This is a genomic window from Pseudocitrobacter sp. RIT415, assembly GCF_003057695.2.
GTDB classification, from domain to species: Bacteria; Pseudomonadota; Gammaproteobacteria; order Enterobacterales; family Enterobacteriaceae; genus Pseudocitrobacter; species Pseudocitrobacter faecalis.
In genome coordinates this window covers 37,667-55,421 of record NZ_QBJC02000019.1, presented here as the reverse complement: position 1 = coordinate 55,421, position 17,755 = coordinate 37,667, and the positions used below count along the sequence as shown (strand labels likewise).

The 17,755-nt window shown below is 53.9% G+C and carries 15 protein-coding genes and 1 riboswitch; of the genes, 7 read left to right on the top strand and 8 right to left on the bottom strand.

Translation table 11 applies throughout. The features are described 5' to 3' along the window. Positions 1–51 precede the first annotated feature (51 nt). Positions 52–1,632 carry an STY4199 family HEPN domain-containing protein gene (locus DBY68_RS17340; RefSeq protein ID WP_108476765.1) on the top strand — a complete coding sequence of 527 codons (1,581 nt, stop codon included), beginning with the start codon at positions 52–54 and terminating at the stop codon, positions 1,630–1,632. 50 nt (positions 1,633–1,682) lie between these two features. Here the strand turns inward: DBY68_RS17340 and DBY68_RS17335 are convergent, their stop codons facing one another. From DBY68_RS17335 to DBY68_RS17320, 4 genes are all read right to left on the bottom strand, one after another. Next, complete coding sequence (locus tag DBY68_RS17335) at positions 1,683–3,332, bottom strand: alpha,alpha-trehalase (RefSeq protein ID WP_108476766.1); 1,650 nt, start codon at positions 3,330–3,332, stop codon at positions 1,683–1,685. 227 nt (positions 3,333–3,559) lie between these two features. After that, positions 3,560–4,390 carry an SdiA-regulated domain-containing protein gene (locus tag DBY68_RS17330; RefSeq protein ID WP_158529127.1) on the bottom strand — a complete coding sequence of 277 codons (831 nt, stop codon included), beginning with the start codon at positions 4,388–4,390 and terminating at the stop codon, positions 3,560–3,562. Between the two features lie 73 nt (positions 4,391–4,463). Then, on the bottom strand, positions 4,464–5,816 hold the full coding sequence (gorA, locus tag DBY68_RS17325; protein ID WP_108476768.1) for a glutathione-disulfide reductase: 1,353 nt from the start codon (positions 5,814–5,816) through the stop codon (positions 4,464–4,466). Positions 5,817–5,917: 101 nt separating this feature from the next. Continuing rightward, the gene (locus tag DBY68_RS17320) at positions 5,918–6,760 is read right to left on the bottom strand and encodes a 23S rRNA (adenine(2030)-N(6))-methyltransferase RlmJ (protein ID WP_108476769.1); all 843 of its coding nucleotides are present in this window, start codon (positions 6,758–6,760) and stop codon (positions 5,918–5,920) included. A gap of 215 nt (positions 6,761–6,975) precedes the next feature. Between DBY68_RS17320 and prlC the strand changes: the two genes are divergently transcribed. Both prlC and rsmJ read left to right on the top strand, forming a co-directional pair. Continuing rightward, a complete protein-coding gene (prlC, locus tag DBY68_RS17315; RefSeq protein ID WP_108476770.1) occupies positions 6,976–9,018 on the top strand; it encodes an oligopeptidase A in 2,043 nt (680 codons plus the stop codon). A 7-nt stretch (positions 9,019–9,025) separates the two neighbouring features. Further along, on the top strand, positions 9,026–9,778 hold the full coding sequence (rsmJ, locus tag DBY68_RS17310; RefSeq protein ID WP_108476771.1) for a 16S rRNA (guanine(1516)-N(2))-methyltransferase RsmJ: 753 nt from the start codon (positions 9,026–9,028) through the stop codon (positions 9,776–9,778). Positions 9,779–9,904: 126 nt separating this feature from the next. On the opposite strand, the gene DBY68_RS17305 is transcribed toward rsmJ, so the two are convergent. After that, on the bottom strand, positions 9,905–11,107 hold the full coding sequence (locus DBY68_RS17305; RefSeq protein ID WP_108476772.1) for an NAD(P)/FAD-dependent oxidoreductase: 1,203 nt from the start codon (positions 11,105–11,107) through the stop codon (positions 9,905–9,907). 219 nt (positions 11,108–11,326) lie between these two features. On the opposite strand from DBY68_RS17305, the gene DBY68_RS17300 reads away from it, so the two are divergent. Then, positions 11,327–11,830, top strand: coding sequence for an Rrf2 family transcriptional regulator (locus DBY68_RS17300; protein ID WP_108476773.1), 504 nt, complete (start codon positions 11,327–11,329; stop codon positions 11,828–11,830). A gap of 92 nt (positions 11,831–11,922) precedes the next feature. On the opposite strand, the gene uspA is transcribed toward DBY68_RS17300, so the two are convergent. Beyond that, positions 11,923–12,360: a universal stress protein UspA gene (gene uspA / locus DBY68_RS17295; RefSeq protein WP_108476774.1), complete on the bottom strand. Its 438-nt coding sequence runs from the start codon at positions 12,358–12,360 to the stop codon at positions 11,923–11,925. Between the two features lie 425 nt (positions 12,361–12,785). Between uspA and uspB the strand changes: the two genes are divergently transcribed. Beyond that, a complete protein-coding gene (gene uspB / locus DBY68_RS17290) occupies positions 12,786–13,121 on the top strand; it encodes a universal stress protein UspB (RefSeq protein WP_015962600.1) in 336 nt (111 codons plus the stop codon). A 61-nt stretch (positions 13,122–13,182) separates the two neighbouring features. Here the strand turns inward: uspB and pitA are convergent, their stop codons facing one another. Next, positions 13,183–14,679 (bottom strand): inorganic phosphate transporter PitA, encoded by a 1,497-nt coding sequence (gene pitA / locus DBY68_RS17285; protein WP_108476775.1) that lies wholly within the window; start codon positions 14,677–14,679, stop codon positions 13,183–13,185. 230 nt (positions 14,680–14,909) lie between these two features. Here pitA and DBY68_RS17280 point away from each other — a divergent pair, with 230 nt between their 5' ends. After that, positions 14,910–16,115, top strand: coding sequence for an NAD(P)/FAD-dependent oxidoreductase (locus DBY68_RS17280; protein ID WP_108476776.1), 1,206 nt, complete (start codon positions 14,910–14,912; stop codon positions 16,113–16,115). 57 nt (positions 16,116–16,172) lie between these two features. Here DBY68_RS17280 and DBY68_RS17275 read toward each other — a convergent pair whose 3' ends face one another. Further along, a complete protein-coding gene (locus DBY68_RS17275) occupies positions 16,173–17,186 on the bottom strand; it encodes a magnesium transporter (protein WP_108476777.1) in 1,014 nt (337 codons plus the stop codon). A gap of 53 nt (positions 17,187–17,239) precedes the next feature. Continuing rightward, positions 17,240–17,422, bottom strand: a riboswitch (M-box (ykoK) riboswitch). A gap of 180 nt (positions 17,423–17,602) precedes the next feature. Between DBY68_RS17275 and DBY68_RS22945 the strand changes: the two genes are divergently transcribed. After that, positions 17,603–17,740: a hypothetical protein gene (locus DBY68_RS22945; protein WP_158529126.1), complete on the top strand. Its 138-nt coding sequence runs from the start codon at positions 17,603–17,605 to the stop codon at positions 17,738–17,740. Positions 17,741–17,755: the final 15 nt, after the last annotated feature.

Genomic DNA, 17,755 nt, shown 5'->3' with positions numbered 1-17,755 from the left:
ATAGACCTTACTAATCTTCGGGTTATTTCCCACTGTGGGTTAAGGATGTGGATGATGCCTACTCCATCGCATCAATTATTTGAACATTGTCTGGGCGTGATCCGTCAGGCGTCTGTGGAGATCCTTAACCTGCTCGATATGCGTGTCGGGGAAGGTAAGGATCCTCGCTGGTTTCTGGAGCAACTGGATCAGGCTCGGCTGAATCTTGGCGGCTGGGCGAGTGTCGCGAAAAAGCTTAACCTCAATGATGCTGAATTGAGCAAGTTTACCCTGCAACTCCGCCATTTACAGAAGCTGGTACCGCAATATGAGCGCGGGCAACCCATCACGGAGGATCAGCTGATTGCGGCGGCGCGCATGGTGGCTGCGCTGGAGCTGATGCGCCGCCGTCAGCCGCTGCTGGTCTTTGAGAGCGACTCTGATGCGGACGCTGAGCAACTGGAAGCCCTGGCGCTGCGGCAGTTGCGCACGATCCAACTGATGCTGACCGCGCTTATTCGTCAGGCCTGGCCGGATACCACCCGTTTGCACAATCACCTCAAGCTGCAGTTTGGCGCGGACTGCGTGCGGCGCTGGCTCTCGCGCAGCAAAGAGGGCGATATTCTCAGTGGCATGCAGTTCAGCGAGCTTGCGCTGCTGGTGGTGGATAAAAAAGAGTTTTCGCGCCACTACGCTTCGCTTTTTCATAGCGCGACCCTACTTACCTTCCATGCGGATCCGCGTTTAACACTGCATGCTTTCCTTGACGATATCCGCCAGATGCGCAGGGCGGTGGTCAGCCAGCGTACCGTGTCATCCACCGCGTTTTTGCTGCTGGATATTTACGCTCGCCAGATTGCGACGCCGATTCAGCGTGCGTTTGAGCAGGGCAGAACGTTGGTGAATCCCGCCAGTCTGATGGCGACGGACGGCAACGAGGTGCAGCATTTCTGGGATGAAGAGCGTGAGTTTGCCCGGCTTAACGGTGCGGATGATCAGCCTATCCATGAGTCCATTGAACGTACCCGGAAAAAATCCGCCCGAACGGTGGAGGCACGGGAAAAATTAATCTCTTCAGGGCTGTGGGCCGCCGTGGGCCTGATGGTACTGGCGATGGTTGTTGGGGGCATCTGGATGCTCAATACGTCGCCTGCCGCGCCAACGGTCAGCGCATCGACAACGCCTGCGCCGGGCATTGAAGCGCCGTCGCGAGAGTCGCCGCGAGAACAACTGGCGAATCGCGGTATTAATTGGGATATCAATGGATTACGGTCGGCTATCGATCGTAACGATGTTGATGTTGTGCGGCTCTTTATGCGCGGCGGAATGGCGTGGCAGCTCGCCTGGACGGAGCAGGCGCTGTCAGCACAGCATGATGAAGTGATTGCTTTGCTACTGCGTTACCGCCTGCAAATGGACGAGCCAAAACCGTGTCGGCGCTTTATCACCACCCTGAGCCACGCGCTGGCGGGCGGTGAGGCGCTCACGTCCGCCAGACGCGATCTGTTGCAGGCGTTTTGCACCCGCCCCGCCGTGGTTGAACGTCAACGGCGGGAAGTGGATAACGCCCGACAACGCGTGAAGGCCGAGCCAAAGATGCACAATGAGCGTTGGCTGGATGTACAGCGCGAGATTTATGCGGTGATTAAATAGCGGGTCTTGAGCCGTTGTAGGCCGGGCAAGCGCAGCGCCCCCGGCTTCTGTTAAGGCTCACCATACAAACCAATCAAACGGCGCACCACGCCGTTGGTCCAGCCGAAACCATCCTGCAACGGATACTCCCCGCCGCCCCCTTCGCGCGGCGTACCTTCGGCGATGTGATACTTCTCAATCAATTTATGATGGTCGCGATAGAAATGATTCACCGTCTCCAGCCAGTTGTGGGCGATTTCGTTGCCCAGCACGTCGTGGCCGTAGAGTTTGAACCCCTGAATCGCCATCCACTGAAGCGGTGCCCAGCCGTTCGGGTAATCCCACTGCTCGCCGCTTTCATATTCCGTCGCCAGAATACCGCGTGGTGTCAGCAACCGGGCGCGGACGGCAAGCGCCAGCCGGTCTGCCTGCTCATGTGTCGCCATACCGACATACAATGGCACAACGCTGGCGGCAGAGAACAGCGCCTGTTGTTCGCGACGCCAGTCGTAGTCACGGAACAGGCCATTTTCTTCATCCCACAGATAACGCGTCACCGCCGCGCGGCGTGCGCTGGCTTTCTGCTTAAACAGCGCCTGCGTCTCTTTATCGCCCTTCAAACCGGAAAGATTGGCGATGGTGTTTTCCAGTTTGAACAAAAAGGCGTTCAAATCGATGGGAATAAATTGGGTCGTCCGGATACTCGCCAGCCGCGAGGTATCACGCAGCCAGCGCGAGGAGTAATCCCAACCGGATGCCGCCCCGGCGCGCAGGTCGCGATACACCTCATTCGGCGGTCGGCCAGAATGCTGCGCCGTTTCGACATCTTCAATCCAAGACTCATCGCGCGGCGTGTCGCGATCATCCCAGTAACGGTTGAGCAGCGAGCCATCCGGCATGCGCACGACATGGCGGTAAGCCTGGTTGGGAATGAGCGATTCCGCGCCATCCATCCAGAAGCTGTACTCCATCTTCAAATGGTCGAGATAACGTTTCGCTCCGCGCACGCCATCCTCTTCAAACAGCTCGACCATCAGTGCAAAGACCGGTGGCTGCGAGCGGCTAAGATAGTAGGTACGGTTGCCGTTAGGAATATGCCCGTAGCGCTCAATCATCCACGCAAAATTATCGGCCATGCATTTCAGCAGGTCTTCCCGGCCACTTTCCGCCAGCCCCAGCATGGTGAAGTAGGAGTCCCAGTAGTAGGTTTCGGTAAACCGCCCGCCGGGCACGATATAGGACTGTGGCAACGCCAGCAGCGATGAACCGGGAATATGATCCTGCGGCTCGCGGGTAAGCACCGGCCAGAGCGTGTCGATGTGCTCTTTCAGCGTTTTTTCCGGATCCGAAACGTACTCGCTGTCGCGCAGTTCCGGTGGCCAGAAGTTCTCTTCCACAAAGCGGCGCAGGTCAAAACCTGGTTTGCGCTTGATGCGGCGATAGTGGATGAGAATATCCAGCGGATCTTTTTTCGGCGCGCAGTCAGGAAACGTTTTGCTATCGCTAAAAATGCGCGCGCGCTGAACGTTTTCGAACAGTTCCAGATAACGATCGGCTGGGGTCAGGGCATCGGAGGCGGGTAGCCCCTCAATGACTTCCGGTTCCGGTTCGGCATCGAGCATTTCATCCAGTTTTAATTCGTACGGATCCGCCTCGTAGCACAGCTCGACTTCAATGGCTAAGGCTTCGGACTCTTCGTGACGTATTTTCTGGTTGAACATAGCGCAGGTCACCTCCGGTGAGCGTCGTTTTACATCCCGGTTTTATCCGGCCACCTATAAAGCGTAGACATTCGCTTCGGTTACGGGTGAACAAAGCGTGCGGAAGATCACACTTTTTTGAGGGGTGGAAGATTGGGATTTTTTCAGGTTTTTGAAAAACAATAAAAAAATGTAATCCCGGATTTTATCAGTGCCGGGATTTTCAGAACAATCGATTGTAACGTGTTTTAACGTGGGCTGAATTTATAAAACAGATTCGGCTCGCTCACGATATAGAGGTTACCTGTGCCATCGGTGGCGATACCTTCCGGTTGAGGTATATCACGTGAGAGGCCGTAATGCCCTGCCGTCAGCGACATAAATTTCAGCTTATGCTCGCGGTCGACCATAACGACTTTTTGCGAAATATCGGAGAGAATATAGAGGTTAGACGTCGAACCATCAAAATCCATTCCGGAGATATCGCGCACATACCAGGAGAGCATTAACTCATTGAGTGGGCTTTTGTCTGTTTTGAATGCCCCTTCGTTATCGAGGATATTAAAAATACGGACGGGTTTTTTCTCCTGGGCGGTCACCATGCGAGACAGTTCGGGTTTCCAGGCTAATCCTTCCACGCCGCTGTTTTGCTTTTCGGCCTGAACTGCCGGACGATAAGTTTCGGCATGGCTGATATCCACTTTTTGCGTATCGTTATTAATGGTGATAATAGCCAGCGTGCCGCTCTTTTCTTTGGAAAGGTAGAAGCGTTGATTGCCGATGTATTCAATCGCCTCAAGGTCAGCGGGTTTATCCGTTTTGATGCGGCGCAGCACCTTTCCATCCGTGCTGAGTTCCAGAATTAAAGAGGGCGCATCGGTGACGGCGAATAGCGTTTGCGTGTCTTTATTCCAGGTCAGGCCGGATAATCCGCCCTCTAAATCTGAGATCGGTTTAGCGTCGATCGTGACGTGGTAGTTATCTATTTGTGGGTAATTTGTGATGTAGTAATAGAAAGAGAAAATACAAATAAGAACAATAATAAAGCCTGAAAATAATTTAGTTTTCTTATTCTTCATAAACCCACAGAGAATGAACGAGAGAGTCAGATATCCCCTACATGTTGCCATGTAGGGGATTGCGCGTCATATATTAACGCATGGTAACAAACTCTTCCGCCGCTGTCGGGTGAATTGCCACGGTATTATCGAAATCTTTTTTGGTTGCGCCCATTTTCAGCGCCACGGCGAAACCTTGCAGCATTTCATCCATACCAAAACCGATGCCGTGAATACCGACAATTTTCTCTTCCGGGCCAACACAAACCAGCTTCATACGGCACGGCTGGCGGTGCGAAGTAACGGCGGTATACATCGCGGTGAAGGAGGATTTATAGACCTTCACGGCGTCGTCGCCATACTGCTCACGCGCCTGCGGTTCGGTTAAACCGACGGTGCCGATGGGCGGGTGGCTGAAGACCACGGTCGGGATATTGCTGTAATCCAGATGCTCTTCCGGTTTGTTATTAAACAGACGTTCTGAAAGACGACGGCCCGCCGCGACCGCAACCGGCGTCAGCTCAACGGCACCGGTGTTATCACCGACCGCATAAATCCCCGGAACATTGGTGTTCTGGAATTTATCGACCACGATATAGCCTTTATCGTTGGTTTTCACGCCCGTTGCCGCCAGGTTGAAATTGTCAGTTGCCGGTTCACGGCCAATTGCCCAAATCAGGCAATCTACTGTCTGGCTGCGGCCATCTTCCAGTTCAATCGTCAGGCTACCGTCGGCGTTTTTCACCACCGCTTTTGGCACCGCCTGGGTATGCAGAGTCGGGCCTTCCGCGTTCATGACTTCAACCAGCGTCTCGGTAATCAGCGGGTCGAAGGTACGCAGCGGCGCGTGTTTACGCACAAACAGATGCGTTTCTGCGCCCAGTCCGTTAATCACGCCTGCCAGTTCCACAGCAATGTAGCCCGCACCGACAACCGCGACGCGTTTCGGCAGTGCTGGCAGCGCGAAGAAACCGTCGGAATCGATACCGTATTCCACGCCCGGAATATCCGGATGACTTGGGCGACCGCCGGTGGCGATCAGGATATGATCGGCGGTGATCGTTTCCCCGTTCACTTCCACGGTTTTCGCATCAACAAAGCGGGCAAAGCCTTTAATGACGTCGACTTTGTTTTTCGCCAGGCCATTGTCATACGACGTATGAATACGGTCGATGTAGGCGGTACGGCTCGCAATCAGCTTGTTCCAGTCGAAGTCGTTGATGGTGGTATCAAAACCGTAATCCGGGCCATACATGTGGATGGCTTCGCGAATTTGCGCGGCATGCCACATCACTTTTTTCGGCACGCAACCGACGTTAACGCAGGTGCCGCCCAGCTCTTTGGCTTCAATCAGCGCGCACTTCTGGCCGTACATCGCCGCACGGTTAATCGAGGCGATGCCGCCGCTGCCGCCGCCAATAGCGATATAGTCGTAATGTTTGGTCATGACCGCTCCTTCCTGTTCATTGTCAGGCGAGGGCTCTGCGCCCAGCGCCAAAGATCCGCGATTGTATACCTGAAACTGATAGGTTCTGGCTATGTCTGCAATTACTCAGGCACGATCCAGCTTACCGTGGTGTGGCCGATACCGTTCGGCACCAGCTTGCTGTGCAGCCACGGCAGTACGGCGTTCATCTGCTGTTCCAGCTTCCACGGCGGGTTGATAACAATCATGCCGGACGCGGTCATACCGCGCTGGTCGCTGTCCGGGCGCACCGCCAGCTCGATTTGCAGAATTTTACGGATGCCGGTGGCTTCGAGGTCTTTGATCATGCGTTTGATTTGCGCACGCAGGACGACCGGATACCACAACGCATAGGTGCCTGTCGCAAAGCGTTTATAGCCTTCGTGAATACCCGTCACGACTGCCTGGTAATCGGTTTTAATTTCATACGGCGGGTCGATGAGGATCAGCCCACGACGAGAAACCGGCGGCAGTTTGGATTTGAGTTGCTGATAACCGTCGGCTTTCTCCACGCGCGCACGATCGTCTTTCTGGAACTCGGAACGCAGCAGCGGGAAATCGCTTGGGTGCAGTTCGGTCATCATCAGGCTGTCTTGTTCACGCAGTAACTGACGCGCAATCAGCGGTGAGCCTGGGTAGTAGCGCAACTGACCGCTGCGGTTAAAGTGCTGTACCACGCTGATGTACGGCTCCAGTTCGGCAGGCAGATCGTCCTGCTGCCAGATACGGGCGATACCTTCCAGATACTCACCGGTACGCTCGGCATGCTCGCTGCTTAGCTGGTAACGGCCTGCGCCCGCATGGGTGTCCAGATAGAGAAACGGTTTCTCTTTCTCTTTCAGTGATTCGATGATCAGGCTCTGAACGGTGTGTTTAAGGACGTCGGCGTGGTTGCCAGCGTGAAAGCTGTGGCGATAACTGAGCATGGGTAAAGGGGTTCCGCTAAGTAAAACATGGGCCCGTTACCGGGCAACAAAAAAGGCTATCCGAACAGTATACCGAAAAGTCGCCGCCGCCGCGAAAGCGCAACGCTTATCATTGAAATTCACTACACTTAACCCCATGCTACATACATTACGCGCCGGAAGGCGACGCTACGCGCTTGAGCGTTTGTTCCCCCTTTTTAACCAGGACTGTGCATATGACGAATCCATTACTGACTCCCTTCGAACTGCCACCGTTTTCCGCCATCAAGCCTGAGCATGTTGTTCCCGCCGTCACCAAAGCGCTGAACGACTGCCGTGAAAATGTGGAACGTGTGGTAGCACAGGGCGCACCTTACTCCTGGGAAAACTTATGCCAGCCGCTGGCGGAAGTGAACGATGTGCTGGAGCGTATTTTCTCGCCGGTCAGCCACCTGAACTCGGTCAAAAACAGCCCGGAACTGCGTGAGGCTTACGAGCAAACCCTGCCGTTGCTGTCGGAATACAGCACCTGGGTCGGTCAGCATGAAGGGCTGTACAAAGCGTATCGCGACCTGCGCGACGGCGATAACTACGCCACGCTCTCAACCGCACAGAAAAAAGCGGTCGATAACGCACTGCGCGATTTCGAGCTGTCCGGTATCGGACTGCCGAAAGAGAAACAGCAGCGCTACGGCGAAATTGCGACGCGACTGTCTGAACTGGGCAACATCTATAGCAACAATGTGCTGGATGCCACCATGGGCTGGACGAAGCAGGTAAGCGACGAAGCGGAGCTCTCCGGTATGCCGGAAAGCGCGCTGGCCGCCGCCAAAGCTCAGGCCGAAGCCAAAGAGCTGGACGGCTATCTGCTGACGCTGGATATCCCAAGCTATCTCCCGGTGATGACCTACTGCGACAACCAGGCCCTGCGTGAAGAGATGTATCGCGCCTACAGCACCCGCGCCTCCGATCAAGGCCCGAATGCCGGTAAATGGGATAACAGCCCGGTGATGGCGGAAATCCTCGCCCTGCGTCACGAACTGGCGCAACTGCTGGGTTTCGAGAGCTATGCTTCTAAATCTCTCGCCACCAAAATGGCGGAAAACCCGCAGCAGGTGCTGGAATTCTTAACCGATCTCGCCAAACGTGCGCGTCCGCAGGGTGAAAAAGAGCTGGCGCAACTGCGTGCCTTCGCGAAAGCGGAATTTGGCGTCGATGAGCTGCAACCGTGGGATATCGCGTACTACAGCGAAAAACAGAAACAGCACCTCTACAGCATCAGCGACGAGCAACTGCGCCCGTACTTCCCGGAAAACAAAGCCGTTAACGGCCTGTTTGAGGTGGTGAAACGCATTTACGGTATCACCGCCAAAGAGCGCAACGATGTTGACGTCTGGAGCCCGGAAGTGCGCTTCTTCGAGCTGTATGACGAAAACAACGAACTGCGCGGTAGCTTCTACCTTGACCTGTACGCACGTGAACACAAACGCGGCGGAGCGTGGATGGACGACTGTGTCGGCCAGATGCGCAAGCTCGATGGCTCGCTGCAAAAACCTGTCGCCTATCTGACCTGTAACTTTAACCGTCCGGTCAACGGCAAACCGGCGCTATTTACGCATGATGAAGTGATCACCCTGTTCCACGAATTCGGTCACGGCCTGCATCACATGCTGACCCGCATCGAAACCGCGGGCGTTTCCGGGATCAACGGTGTACCGTGGGATGCGGTCGAACTGCCGAGCCAGTTCATGGAAAACTGGTGCTGGGAGCCGGACGCGCTGGCGTTTATCTCTGGTCACTATGAAACCGGCGAACCGCTGCCGAAGGAACTGCTGGATAAAATGCTGGCGGCGAAAAACTACCAGGCGGCGCTGTTTATCCTGCGTCAGCTGGAATTCGGCCTGTTCGACTTCCGTCTGCATGCGGAATTTAACCCGGAACAGGGCGCGAAAATCCTCGAAACTCTGGCAGAAATCAAGAAACAGGTCGCTGTGGTGCCGGGGCCGTCATGGGGCCGCTTCCCGCATGCTTTCAGCCATATCTTTGCTGGCGGTTATGCGGCGGGTTACTACAGCTATCTGTGGGCCGATGTGCTGGCGGCGGATGCGTTCTCCCGCTTCGAAGAAGAGGGGATTTTCAACCGCGATACCGGGCAGTCGTTCCTCGATAACATCCTGACGCGCGGCGGTTCTGAAGAACCCATGGCACTGTTCAAACGCTTCCGTGGCCGTGAACCGCAGCTCGATGCGATGCTGGAGCACTACGGGATCAAAGGCTAATCAGTCAGTGAAAATCTGTTTACTTGATGAAACGGGCGCCGGAGACGGCGCCTTATCTGTTCTTGCCGCCCGCTGGGGGCTGGAGCACGATGAAGACAACCTGATGGCGCTGGTGTTAACGCCAGAGCATCTGGAACTGCGCAAACGTGATGAGCCTAAGCTTGGCGGTATCTTCGTGGATTTTGTTGGCGGGGCGATGGCGCACCGTCGCAAATTTGGCGGCGGTCGCGGTGAAGCGGTAGCGAAAGCGGTGGGCATTAAGGGCAGCTATTTACCGGACGTGGTTGACGCCACGGCGGGGCTGGGGCGCGATGCGTTTGTGCTGGCCTCGGTGGGCTGCCATGTACGGATGCTGGAACGCAACCCGGTCGTGGCGGCGCTGCTCGACGATGGCCTGGCGCGCGGCTATGCCGACCCGGAAATCGGCGGCTGGTTGCAGGAGCGCTTGCAGTTGATCCACGCTTCCAGCCTGACGACGCTTGCGGATATCACGCCGCGACCGCAGGTGGTGTACCTTGACCCGATGTTCCCGCATAAGCAGAAAAGCGCGCTGGTGAAGAAAGAGATGCGCGTGTTTCAGTCGCTGGTGGGGCCGGATTTAGACGCGGATGGATTGCTGGAACCCGCACGCTTGCTGGCGACGAAACGGGTGGTGGTGAAACGGCCAGACTACGCACCGCCGCTTGCGGATGTGGCAACAACGAACGCGGTGGTCACCAAAGGGCATCGGTTTGATATTTATGCGGGGACGGCGGAGTAGGGGCGGTGCGGCCTGATGCCCTTCACCCTAACCCTCTCCCACAGGGAGAGGGAACCGATTGTGCCAAGGGTTAAGCTTGTGCGGTTTTCTCCCTCTCCCTGTGGGAGAGGGCCGGGGTGAGGGCCCCTACACAAATGGCGCGTACGGATCCGCCATCTCAAACGCCGCCGCTCTCTCTGCTTTCGGTGGGTAAATCAGCTCACTGACGATCGACACCTTCAACTTCTTCGCTTCTTCGCGCGTCAGTTTTACCTGCTGATCCCAACCTTCGGTATACACCGCGCCCCATGCGCCGAGATCCAGACAGGTGACGTACATCTCCTGGCGATACGGTGACGGCTCCACACCCAGCAGACTGGCTGCAGCGTTATTCCCGGCGAATTTGCCCAGCAGAATCGCGTGCTGGCAGGTCATCAATGCGTGGTTGCCTTTGTCATCCGTTGCCGCATAAGCCACGTCGCCCGTGGCGAAAATCGCTTCATGCCCGACAACCTGAAGATTCGCATCCACATGCAGACGCCCCTGACGATCGCGAGGCGCATCAATCTGTGCTGTCAGGTCGCTTGCCTGGACGCCCACGGTCCAGATAACGGTTGAAGAGGCAATTCGCTGCCCGTTTTTCAGCGTGACGCCTGTGGCATCTACTGATTCCACCTCTGCATTCACAATCCATTCGACGCCCAGTTCGTTGGAGGCATCAATAACCACATTACGCAGTTCTTCACTGTAGCGTGAACCAGGCTGTGGGCCGCGCTCAACTACGACTACTCTGGTCTTAGCATTTGAGCCAAGAATGTCGCGCAGACGGCCTGGTAATTCCATCGCCATTTCAATACCGGTAAACCCGCCGCCGCAGACAACGACGGTGTTACGCGCCTCGCTTTCCGGTTTCTTCGCCAGGGATTGCAGATGTTTTTCTAAAACGGCTGCGCTCTCTAACTGATCGAGATCGAACGCATGCTCTGCGACACCTGAGATAAATGAACGGTTTACGTGACTCCCGCTCGCCAGAATCAGGCGATCGTAGCCATGCTGGTGGGATTCGCCGTTGGCATCTTTCCAGCTCACGCTACGTGAGTCGGTGTGGATATCCGATACGGTGCCACGCAGAAATGCCACACCGGTGGCGTCGAAGAGCGGCATCAGTGGGGAAACCAGCGTTGCCACGTGGCTTTCATAAAAACGCGGGCGAACACGTAGCTCTGGCTGTGGAGCAATCACTGTAATATCAATTGCCTGGCCGTTGTTTTTGTCTGCCAGACGTGCCGCGCTCAGGGCCGCCCACATACCGGCGAAGCCGGCACCGACGATCAGAATTTGTTTACGCATTGCTTATTCACTCTGTTAACTCCGATTAATTTACTCGGATTTTATTGGTCGTAGTTTGAAAAAGCAATGCGAAAAAAGAGCGCTGTAGCGATTTCATGTTTATGACGTTGAATAATCGCTATTTATTTCTTCTTTTTGATAGGGTGTCGCGAGGGCGTCTGGATTGCAGAGGGTAGAAAAGCTACAATAACTCAGAGTTATATTGGCTGAGATTACAACATGGCATTTTACAGTTCCGGGGTTGAGTACGGCATTCATAGCCTGATGTGCATGGTAGACAGTAAGGGCGATGCCCGCGACATGAGCGTGCGCGAAATTGCGGAGTTACAAAGCGTGCCCTATGACTACCTCGCCAAAATCTTCACTCGCCTGTCAAAAGCCGGTCTGGTGCGTAGCATTGAAGGAAAGGGCGGCGGTTTTCAGCTGGCGAAACCAGCGGAGCATATCACGGTGAAAGACGTGGCTGTTGCCATCGACGGTGAAAAACGCATCTTTGAATGCCGTGAAATTCGCCAGCGGCTGGCCGTGTTTGATGAACAACCGCCAGCGTGGGCGTGTGAAGGTATCTGCGGCGTACGTTCAGTAATGGATATGGCGCAACAGCGAATGGAAGAGGCACTGGCTCAGCACACGATCCTCGACCTTGCCCGCAAGATGTACCGCAAAGCGCCGGATGAATTTGTTATCGAAGTTCAGGACTGGATTGCCGCGCGCAAAGCGTAAGCGTATAGCCTGATGGTGCTGCGCTTATCAGGTTTGCGTACTGAAAAAAAACGCCCGCAAAAGCGGGCGTTGTCATTATGCGCGGGAAGCGATTACTCTTCTTCTTCGTCGCGCAGTGGAACAATCAACATATCCACGTGAACGGTGTTGATCAACTGACGTGCAGAAGACATCAGCTTGCTCCAGAAGTCCTGATGATGGCCGCAAACCACCAGGTCCATATCGTATTTCTTAATGGCGTCGACCAGCACCTGGCCCAGATCGCCGCTGCCGCTCAGGGTTTCGGTAATCGGGTAACCCGCATTGGTGGACAGCTCAGTCAGCGCATGGTGAGTCTCTTCCGAAATGCGTTTTTGCATATCGCCCAGATTCACATCGATAAGGCCGGTATAGAGATCGGAGTAATTCACATCAACATGAATCAGGGAAACTTTCGCGTTGTATGGGCGTGCCATAGATACGGCTTTCTCAACCAGTACTTTACTCTCTGGTGAAAGGTCTACCGCGATAAGAATGTGTTTGTAAGCCATGGTGTTACTCCTTCCATAAAGTTGTCGATGACCAATGGGCGTGAAGTCGCCCGCGTCCTGCATGTCGATTGCGCGGGGGTTTAGCCCTGCCTAAAATCTGCCGCATCCGTGGATGCTAATCAGGCCTTGTAATAATCTTAAAGACCTCATTGTAGAAGATATTTCTACATTATAGCGACCGGGTCTGCGCGTCAATGCGACGCGATCACCAATTTGTTAAACAAATTTATCTAAAGACACCTATTGATAACGCTTAAGGTTGTGGTAAAAAATTTCACTAATCTCCTACACTATTTAATGAGCCGGTCGGACAAATAAACGTGATCGGATTCTCACCTTTTTCACTGAGCTGTCTGGAGCTATGGGTAATTGGGGTGCGGTAGCCCGGGAGGTATCTCCTTTGGGCGGGTCGCCGGGGAGGAGGTATGATCAGCACAATCGCGCTGTTTTGGGCCCTGTGTGTCGTCTGTGTGGTAAATATGGCACGCTATTTCTCGTCGTTACGTGCATTGCTAGTGGTACTGCGTGGTTGCGATCCCTTGCTCTATCAATATGTTGATGGTGGTGGGTTTTTTACCTCACATGGTCAACCCAGCAAGCAGGTAAGGCTGGTTTGGTACATTTACGGTCAGCGTTATCGCGATCATCATGACGACGAGTTTATTCGCCGCTGTGAACGCGTGCGCCGCCAGTTCATTTTGACCAGTTCGTTGTGTGGATTAGTGGTGGTGAGCCTGATTGCACTGGCTCTTTGGCATTAATCTTTCCACATAAAAAAAGACGGGCCAGTTTCCTGACCCGTCTTTTTTGTCTGCCTGATGATTAGATAATCATCAGCGACAGCCAGTACAACCCGCCCGACAGCAGAATCGACGCCGGCAGTGTGAAGACCCAGGCCATCAGAATGTTGGTCACGGTTTTCCGTTGCAGACCGCCGCCATCCACAATCATCGTCCCCGCCACAGAGGAGGAGAGCACGTGGGTGGTGGAAACCGGCATCCCGGTATAACTCGCCAGGCCGATGGATACTGCAGAGGTCATCTGCGCCGCCATACCCTGTGCGTAGGTCATGCCTTTCTTACCGATTTTCTCACCGATGGTGGTCGCCACGCGACGCCAGCCAATCATCGTACCGCAACCCAGCGCCAGCGCGACGGCCATGATGATCCAGACCGGTGCGTACTCAATGGTGTTGAGCATGTCGCCTTTCAGTTTCTTCAGCAGACGCTGATCGTCAGCGCTCACTTCCGGCAGCTTAGCGACTTTATCGGTGGTATCAGAGATACACAGCATGATGCGACGCAGTTGGCTACGCTGCTCAACGCTCAGTTTGTCGTAGGTCTCGATATCCGCCAGCATGTTCTTCACGCGGGTTAACGCGTAGAGAGAGTTGGCCGGATGACAGTGCAGCTCGCCAGACGGCGTGATAGCGGTGTCAGGCTCAGGAATAATCTGGTCAACGCCGGTGACTTTTTTCAGTAGCGCAGGATGCTGCTGATAGAAGACTTCAACGTTATTGATAGCATCACGGGTACGGGTGATTTCGTAGCCCGACGCGTTCATGTTGACCACGAAACCTGCCGGAGCCACGCCAATCAGTACCAGCATGATAAGACCAATGCCTTTCTGACCGTCGTTCGCGCCATGAGAGAACGCGACGCCGATAGCCGAGATGATCAGGGCGATACGCGTCCAGAATGGCGGCTTTTTCTTGCCGTCTTTCTTTTCACGCTCTGCCGGCGTCAGGTGGATACGCGCACGTTTTTTCGTACCGCTCCAGTAGCGACGCAGCAGGAACACCAGACCACCTGCGAAGACCAGGCCGACAATCGGTGACACAATCAGGGAGCCGAAAATATTCAGTACTTTCGGAATGTTAAGCGCATCCACCACCGATGTGCCGGTCATCAGCGCATTGGTTAAACCAATACCGATAATCGCGCCAATCAGCGTGTGGGAACTGGACGCCGGCAGACCAAAATACCAAGTGCCGAGGTTCCAGATAATCGCAGCCAACAACATGGAGAAGACCATGGCGAGGCCGTGCGCCGAACTGACATTAAGCAGGAGATCTGTCGGTAACATATGCACGATGGCATAAGCTACACTCAGGCCGCCCAGCAGAACGCCGAGGAAGTTAAAGATAGCCGCCATGGCAACCGCAAGCTGCGATCGCATAGCGCGAGTATAAATCACGGTTGCCACTGCGTTTGCTGTGTCATGGAAGCCGTTAATCGCTTCGTAGAACAGAACAAAAATCAGAGCAAGTACCAACAAAAGCCCGGTATGTAAATCCAGACCTGCGAACAAATGTAACATAGTACGTTACGCCATTTTGAGGACATGAACGCGCGGCATTATCATGGACTTTGGCAGCGCGGGCAAAGTGAAATATAGACTTTTTTTGATATTTCCCCATCTTTGTATAAACGGTGAAAATGATTTTTTAAGAATTTTCAAACGGATATGCAGGATTGTCTTATATTTCACTGGTACGACATGCGTGAAAAATTTACAATTCCCGACAATCTCTAAGTTGAGGATAGTGCGTGGAAAGGTTTGATGCCATTGTAATTGGGGCCGGTGCCGCAGGAATGTTTTGTGCCGCGCAGGCCGGGCAGGCGGGCCTGCGCGTGCTGTTGTTGGATAACGGTAAGAAGCCGGGGCGTAAGATTTTGATGTCCGGCGGTGGCCGCTGCAACTTTACTAATCTTTATGTCGAACCCGCGGCATATCTCAGCCAAAACCCGCATTTTTGCAAATCCGCACTGGCGCGCTACACCCAATGGGATTTCATCGACCTGGTTGGAAAACACGGCATCGCCTGGCATGAGAAGACGCTGGGGCAACTTTTCTGTGATGATTCCGCCGAGCAAATTGTGAAGCTGTTGGTGGATGAATGTGCAAAAGGCAACGTTACGACGCGCCTGCGCAGCGAAGTATTGAGCGTTGAGCGTGATGAAGCAGGCTTTAGCCTGCAACTCAACGGCGAAACCGTCACCGCCCAAAAACTGGTGATTGCCAGCGGCGGATTGTCGATGCCGGGCCTTGGCGCATCGCCATTTGGTTACAAAATTGCCGAACAATTTGGCCTGAAGGTTCTACCAACCCGCGCGGGGCTGGTGCCATTCACGCTGCATAAACCAATGCTGGATGTTTCCCAAACCATCTCCGGTGTTTCCGTTCCCTCTGTGATTAGCGCGCAAGACGGCACCGTTTTTCGTGAAAGCCTGCTGTTTACCCATCGTGGCCTCTCCGGCCCGGCGGTATTGCAGATTTCCAGCTACTGGCAGCCAGGGGAGTTCGTCACCATCAACCTGCTGCCGGATATCGACCTGGCCGAATTCCTTGATACGCAGCGCGCTGAACACCCGAATCAGAGCCTGAAAAACACGCTGGCGATGCATCTGCCGAAACGCCTGGTGGAGTGTTTGCAGCAACTGGGGCAGATTCCGGATGTCACGCTGAAACAGCTTAATGTGCGCGATCAGCAAACATTGGTGGAAACGTTGACCGAATGGCGTGTGCAACCGAACGGTACGGAAGGGTATCGCACGGCGGAAGTCACGCTGGGCGGCGTGGATACCAACGAACTCTCTTCCCGAACCATGGAAGCGCGCAAGGTGCCGGGGCTGTATTTCATTGGTGAAGTGATGGATGTCACCGGCTGGCTGGGCGGTTATAACTTCCAGTGGGCCTGGTCGAGCGCCTGGGCGTGCGCGCAGGCGCTGGGGGAGAGTGCTACAGGCAGATAGGTGCTCTTATCACCTGTTCGTGCTTGCAAAGCCGGCAGCCAGGCTGCCGGATAATGATTAATTCAACCCAAGAAAATACTGGGCGATTTTAAAGTAGATAATAAGACCTGTGCCATCAATCAGCGTTGCAATAAAGGGCGCAGATACAACGGCGGGATCGATGCCAATCCGCTTAAGCACCATTGGAATGACTGAGGACACAATTGCGCTCCAAAGCGTTATGCAAACTAACGTTAGGCTAACGATCATGGTAATTTCGATGCCAATCCCCATCATCCAGGCTCGGAAACAGCCAGCAAGACCCAATGTCAGCGCAATCATGAATGAGGTGGTCACCTCTTTACGAATGACTTGCCCCATGTCACGTAAACGCACCTCACCAAGGGCCATCGCGCGTACAAGCGTTGAGGTAATTTGGGTACCACTGTTTCCTCCTGTACCTATCAACAAAGGTATGAAAAACGCCAGTGCGATAGCAGACTCCAGCGACTCCTCAAAATGTTGAAGCACACTGCTGGTATAGGCTTCAGCGACAAATAGTAATAGCAGCCAAACAGAACGTTTTTTCCATAACGCCCATGGCGTCATATCAAGATAGGGTTTTTCTAAAGGAAGCGTGGCCCCCTGTAATTGAGCATCCTCGGTAACGTCGTCTTCCTGCAAATGCACAATCTCTTTCATCGTCAGGCAGCCAACAAGCTCGCCTTTATCGACGACGGGAATAACATCCAGCTCGCGCTGTGCCAGAATAGCCACAACGTCAGCGCGTTCTGCATCAGGTTTCACACGGAGTAAGCAATTGTCCATTAGATGATTAATCGGAAGCTTTAAATCTTTTTCCTGAAGGAGCTTTTTAATTGAGAGTACGCCGCGTAGCGTTTTATCGGCGACAACAAAAAGTTGTCCTGGTATATCCTGAAGAGAGAGTTGAGAAATAAAGCGGTCGCGCGCTTCGCCCACGCAAAGATGGTCGGGTAGCGTCATAAAATCAGTACGCATATATTGTGCGATCGCATCACCCTGGAAAGCCGTTAAGCCATTGTGGATAGCATCATATTGAATGGAGGACATAAAATTACCCTATAGAAAAGTTCTCATAGGGGCGAACAAGACAGGATTAGCAAAGCAGATCCCTACGTCCTGGATTTAGCACTGTACAACGTATCTGACCAAAAGCATTTTGGCAGAAGTTATCTTGGCAACACCTTGATTCGATGGATGCCTGTATTTCCCTGAGCGGTCTCTCTCGATACCAACAGGGCGATAACTTATTTTTGTACAGGAGCCTCGCCATAACGAGATCATTAAATTGAGTCGGCAGAATAGCCATTATCAAAATAGTTAACAATATTAATAGTTGTGCCTGTTTATAATTTGTTGAGGTTAAACTCATTTCATTTACACAATAGACATACAAAAACCAGGTGTTACTATCACATTGACACTATCAATGAGTACGCGTGTTTCATTTACGGCCAGGAACGCTGATGATGACAACATTACTACCCGATTTCGCAACACCTTCATCCAGCATTCTCCTTCACGGTGAGCGTCATCCCGACGCCTGTACACTGTCTGGCTCTCTCTCTTCTTTCCCTCTTATCCCGGAGGGGAATCGTCGCTGAACGCTTGTTCGGCGC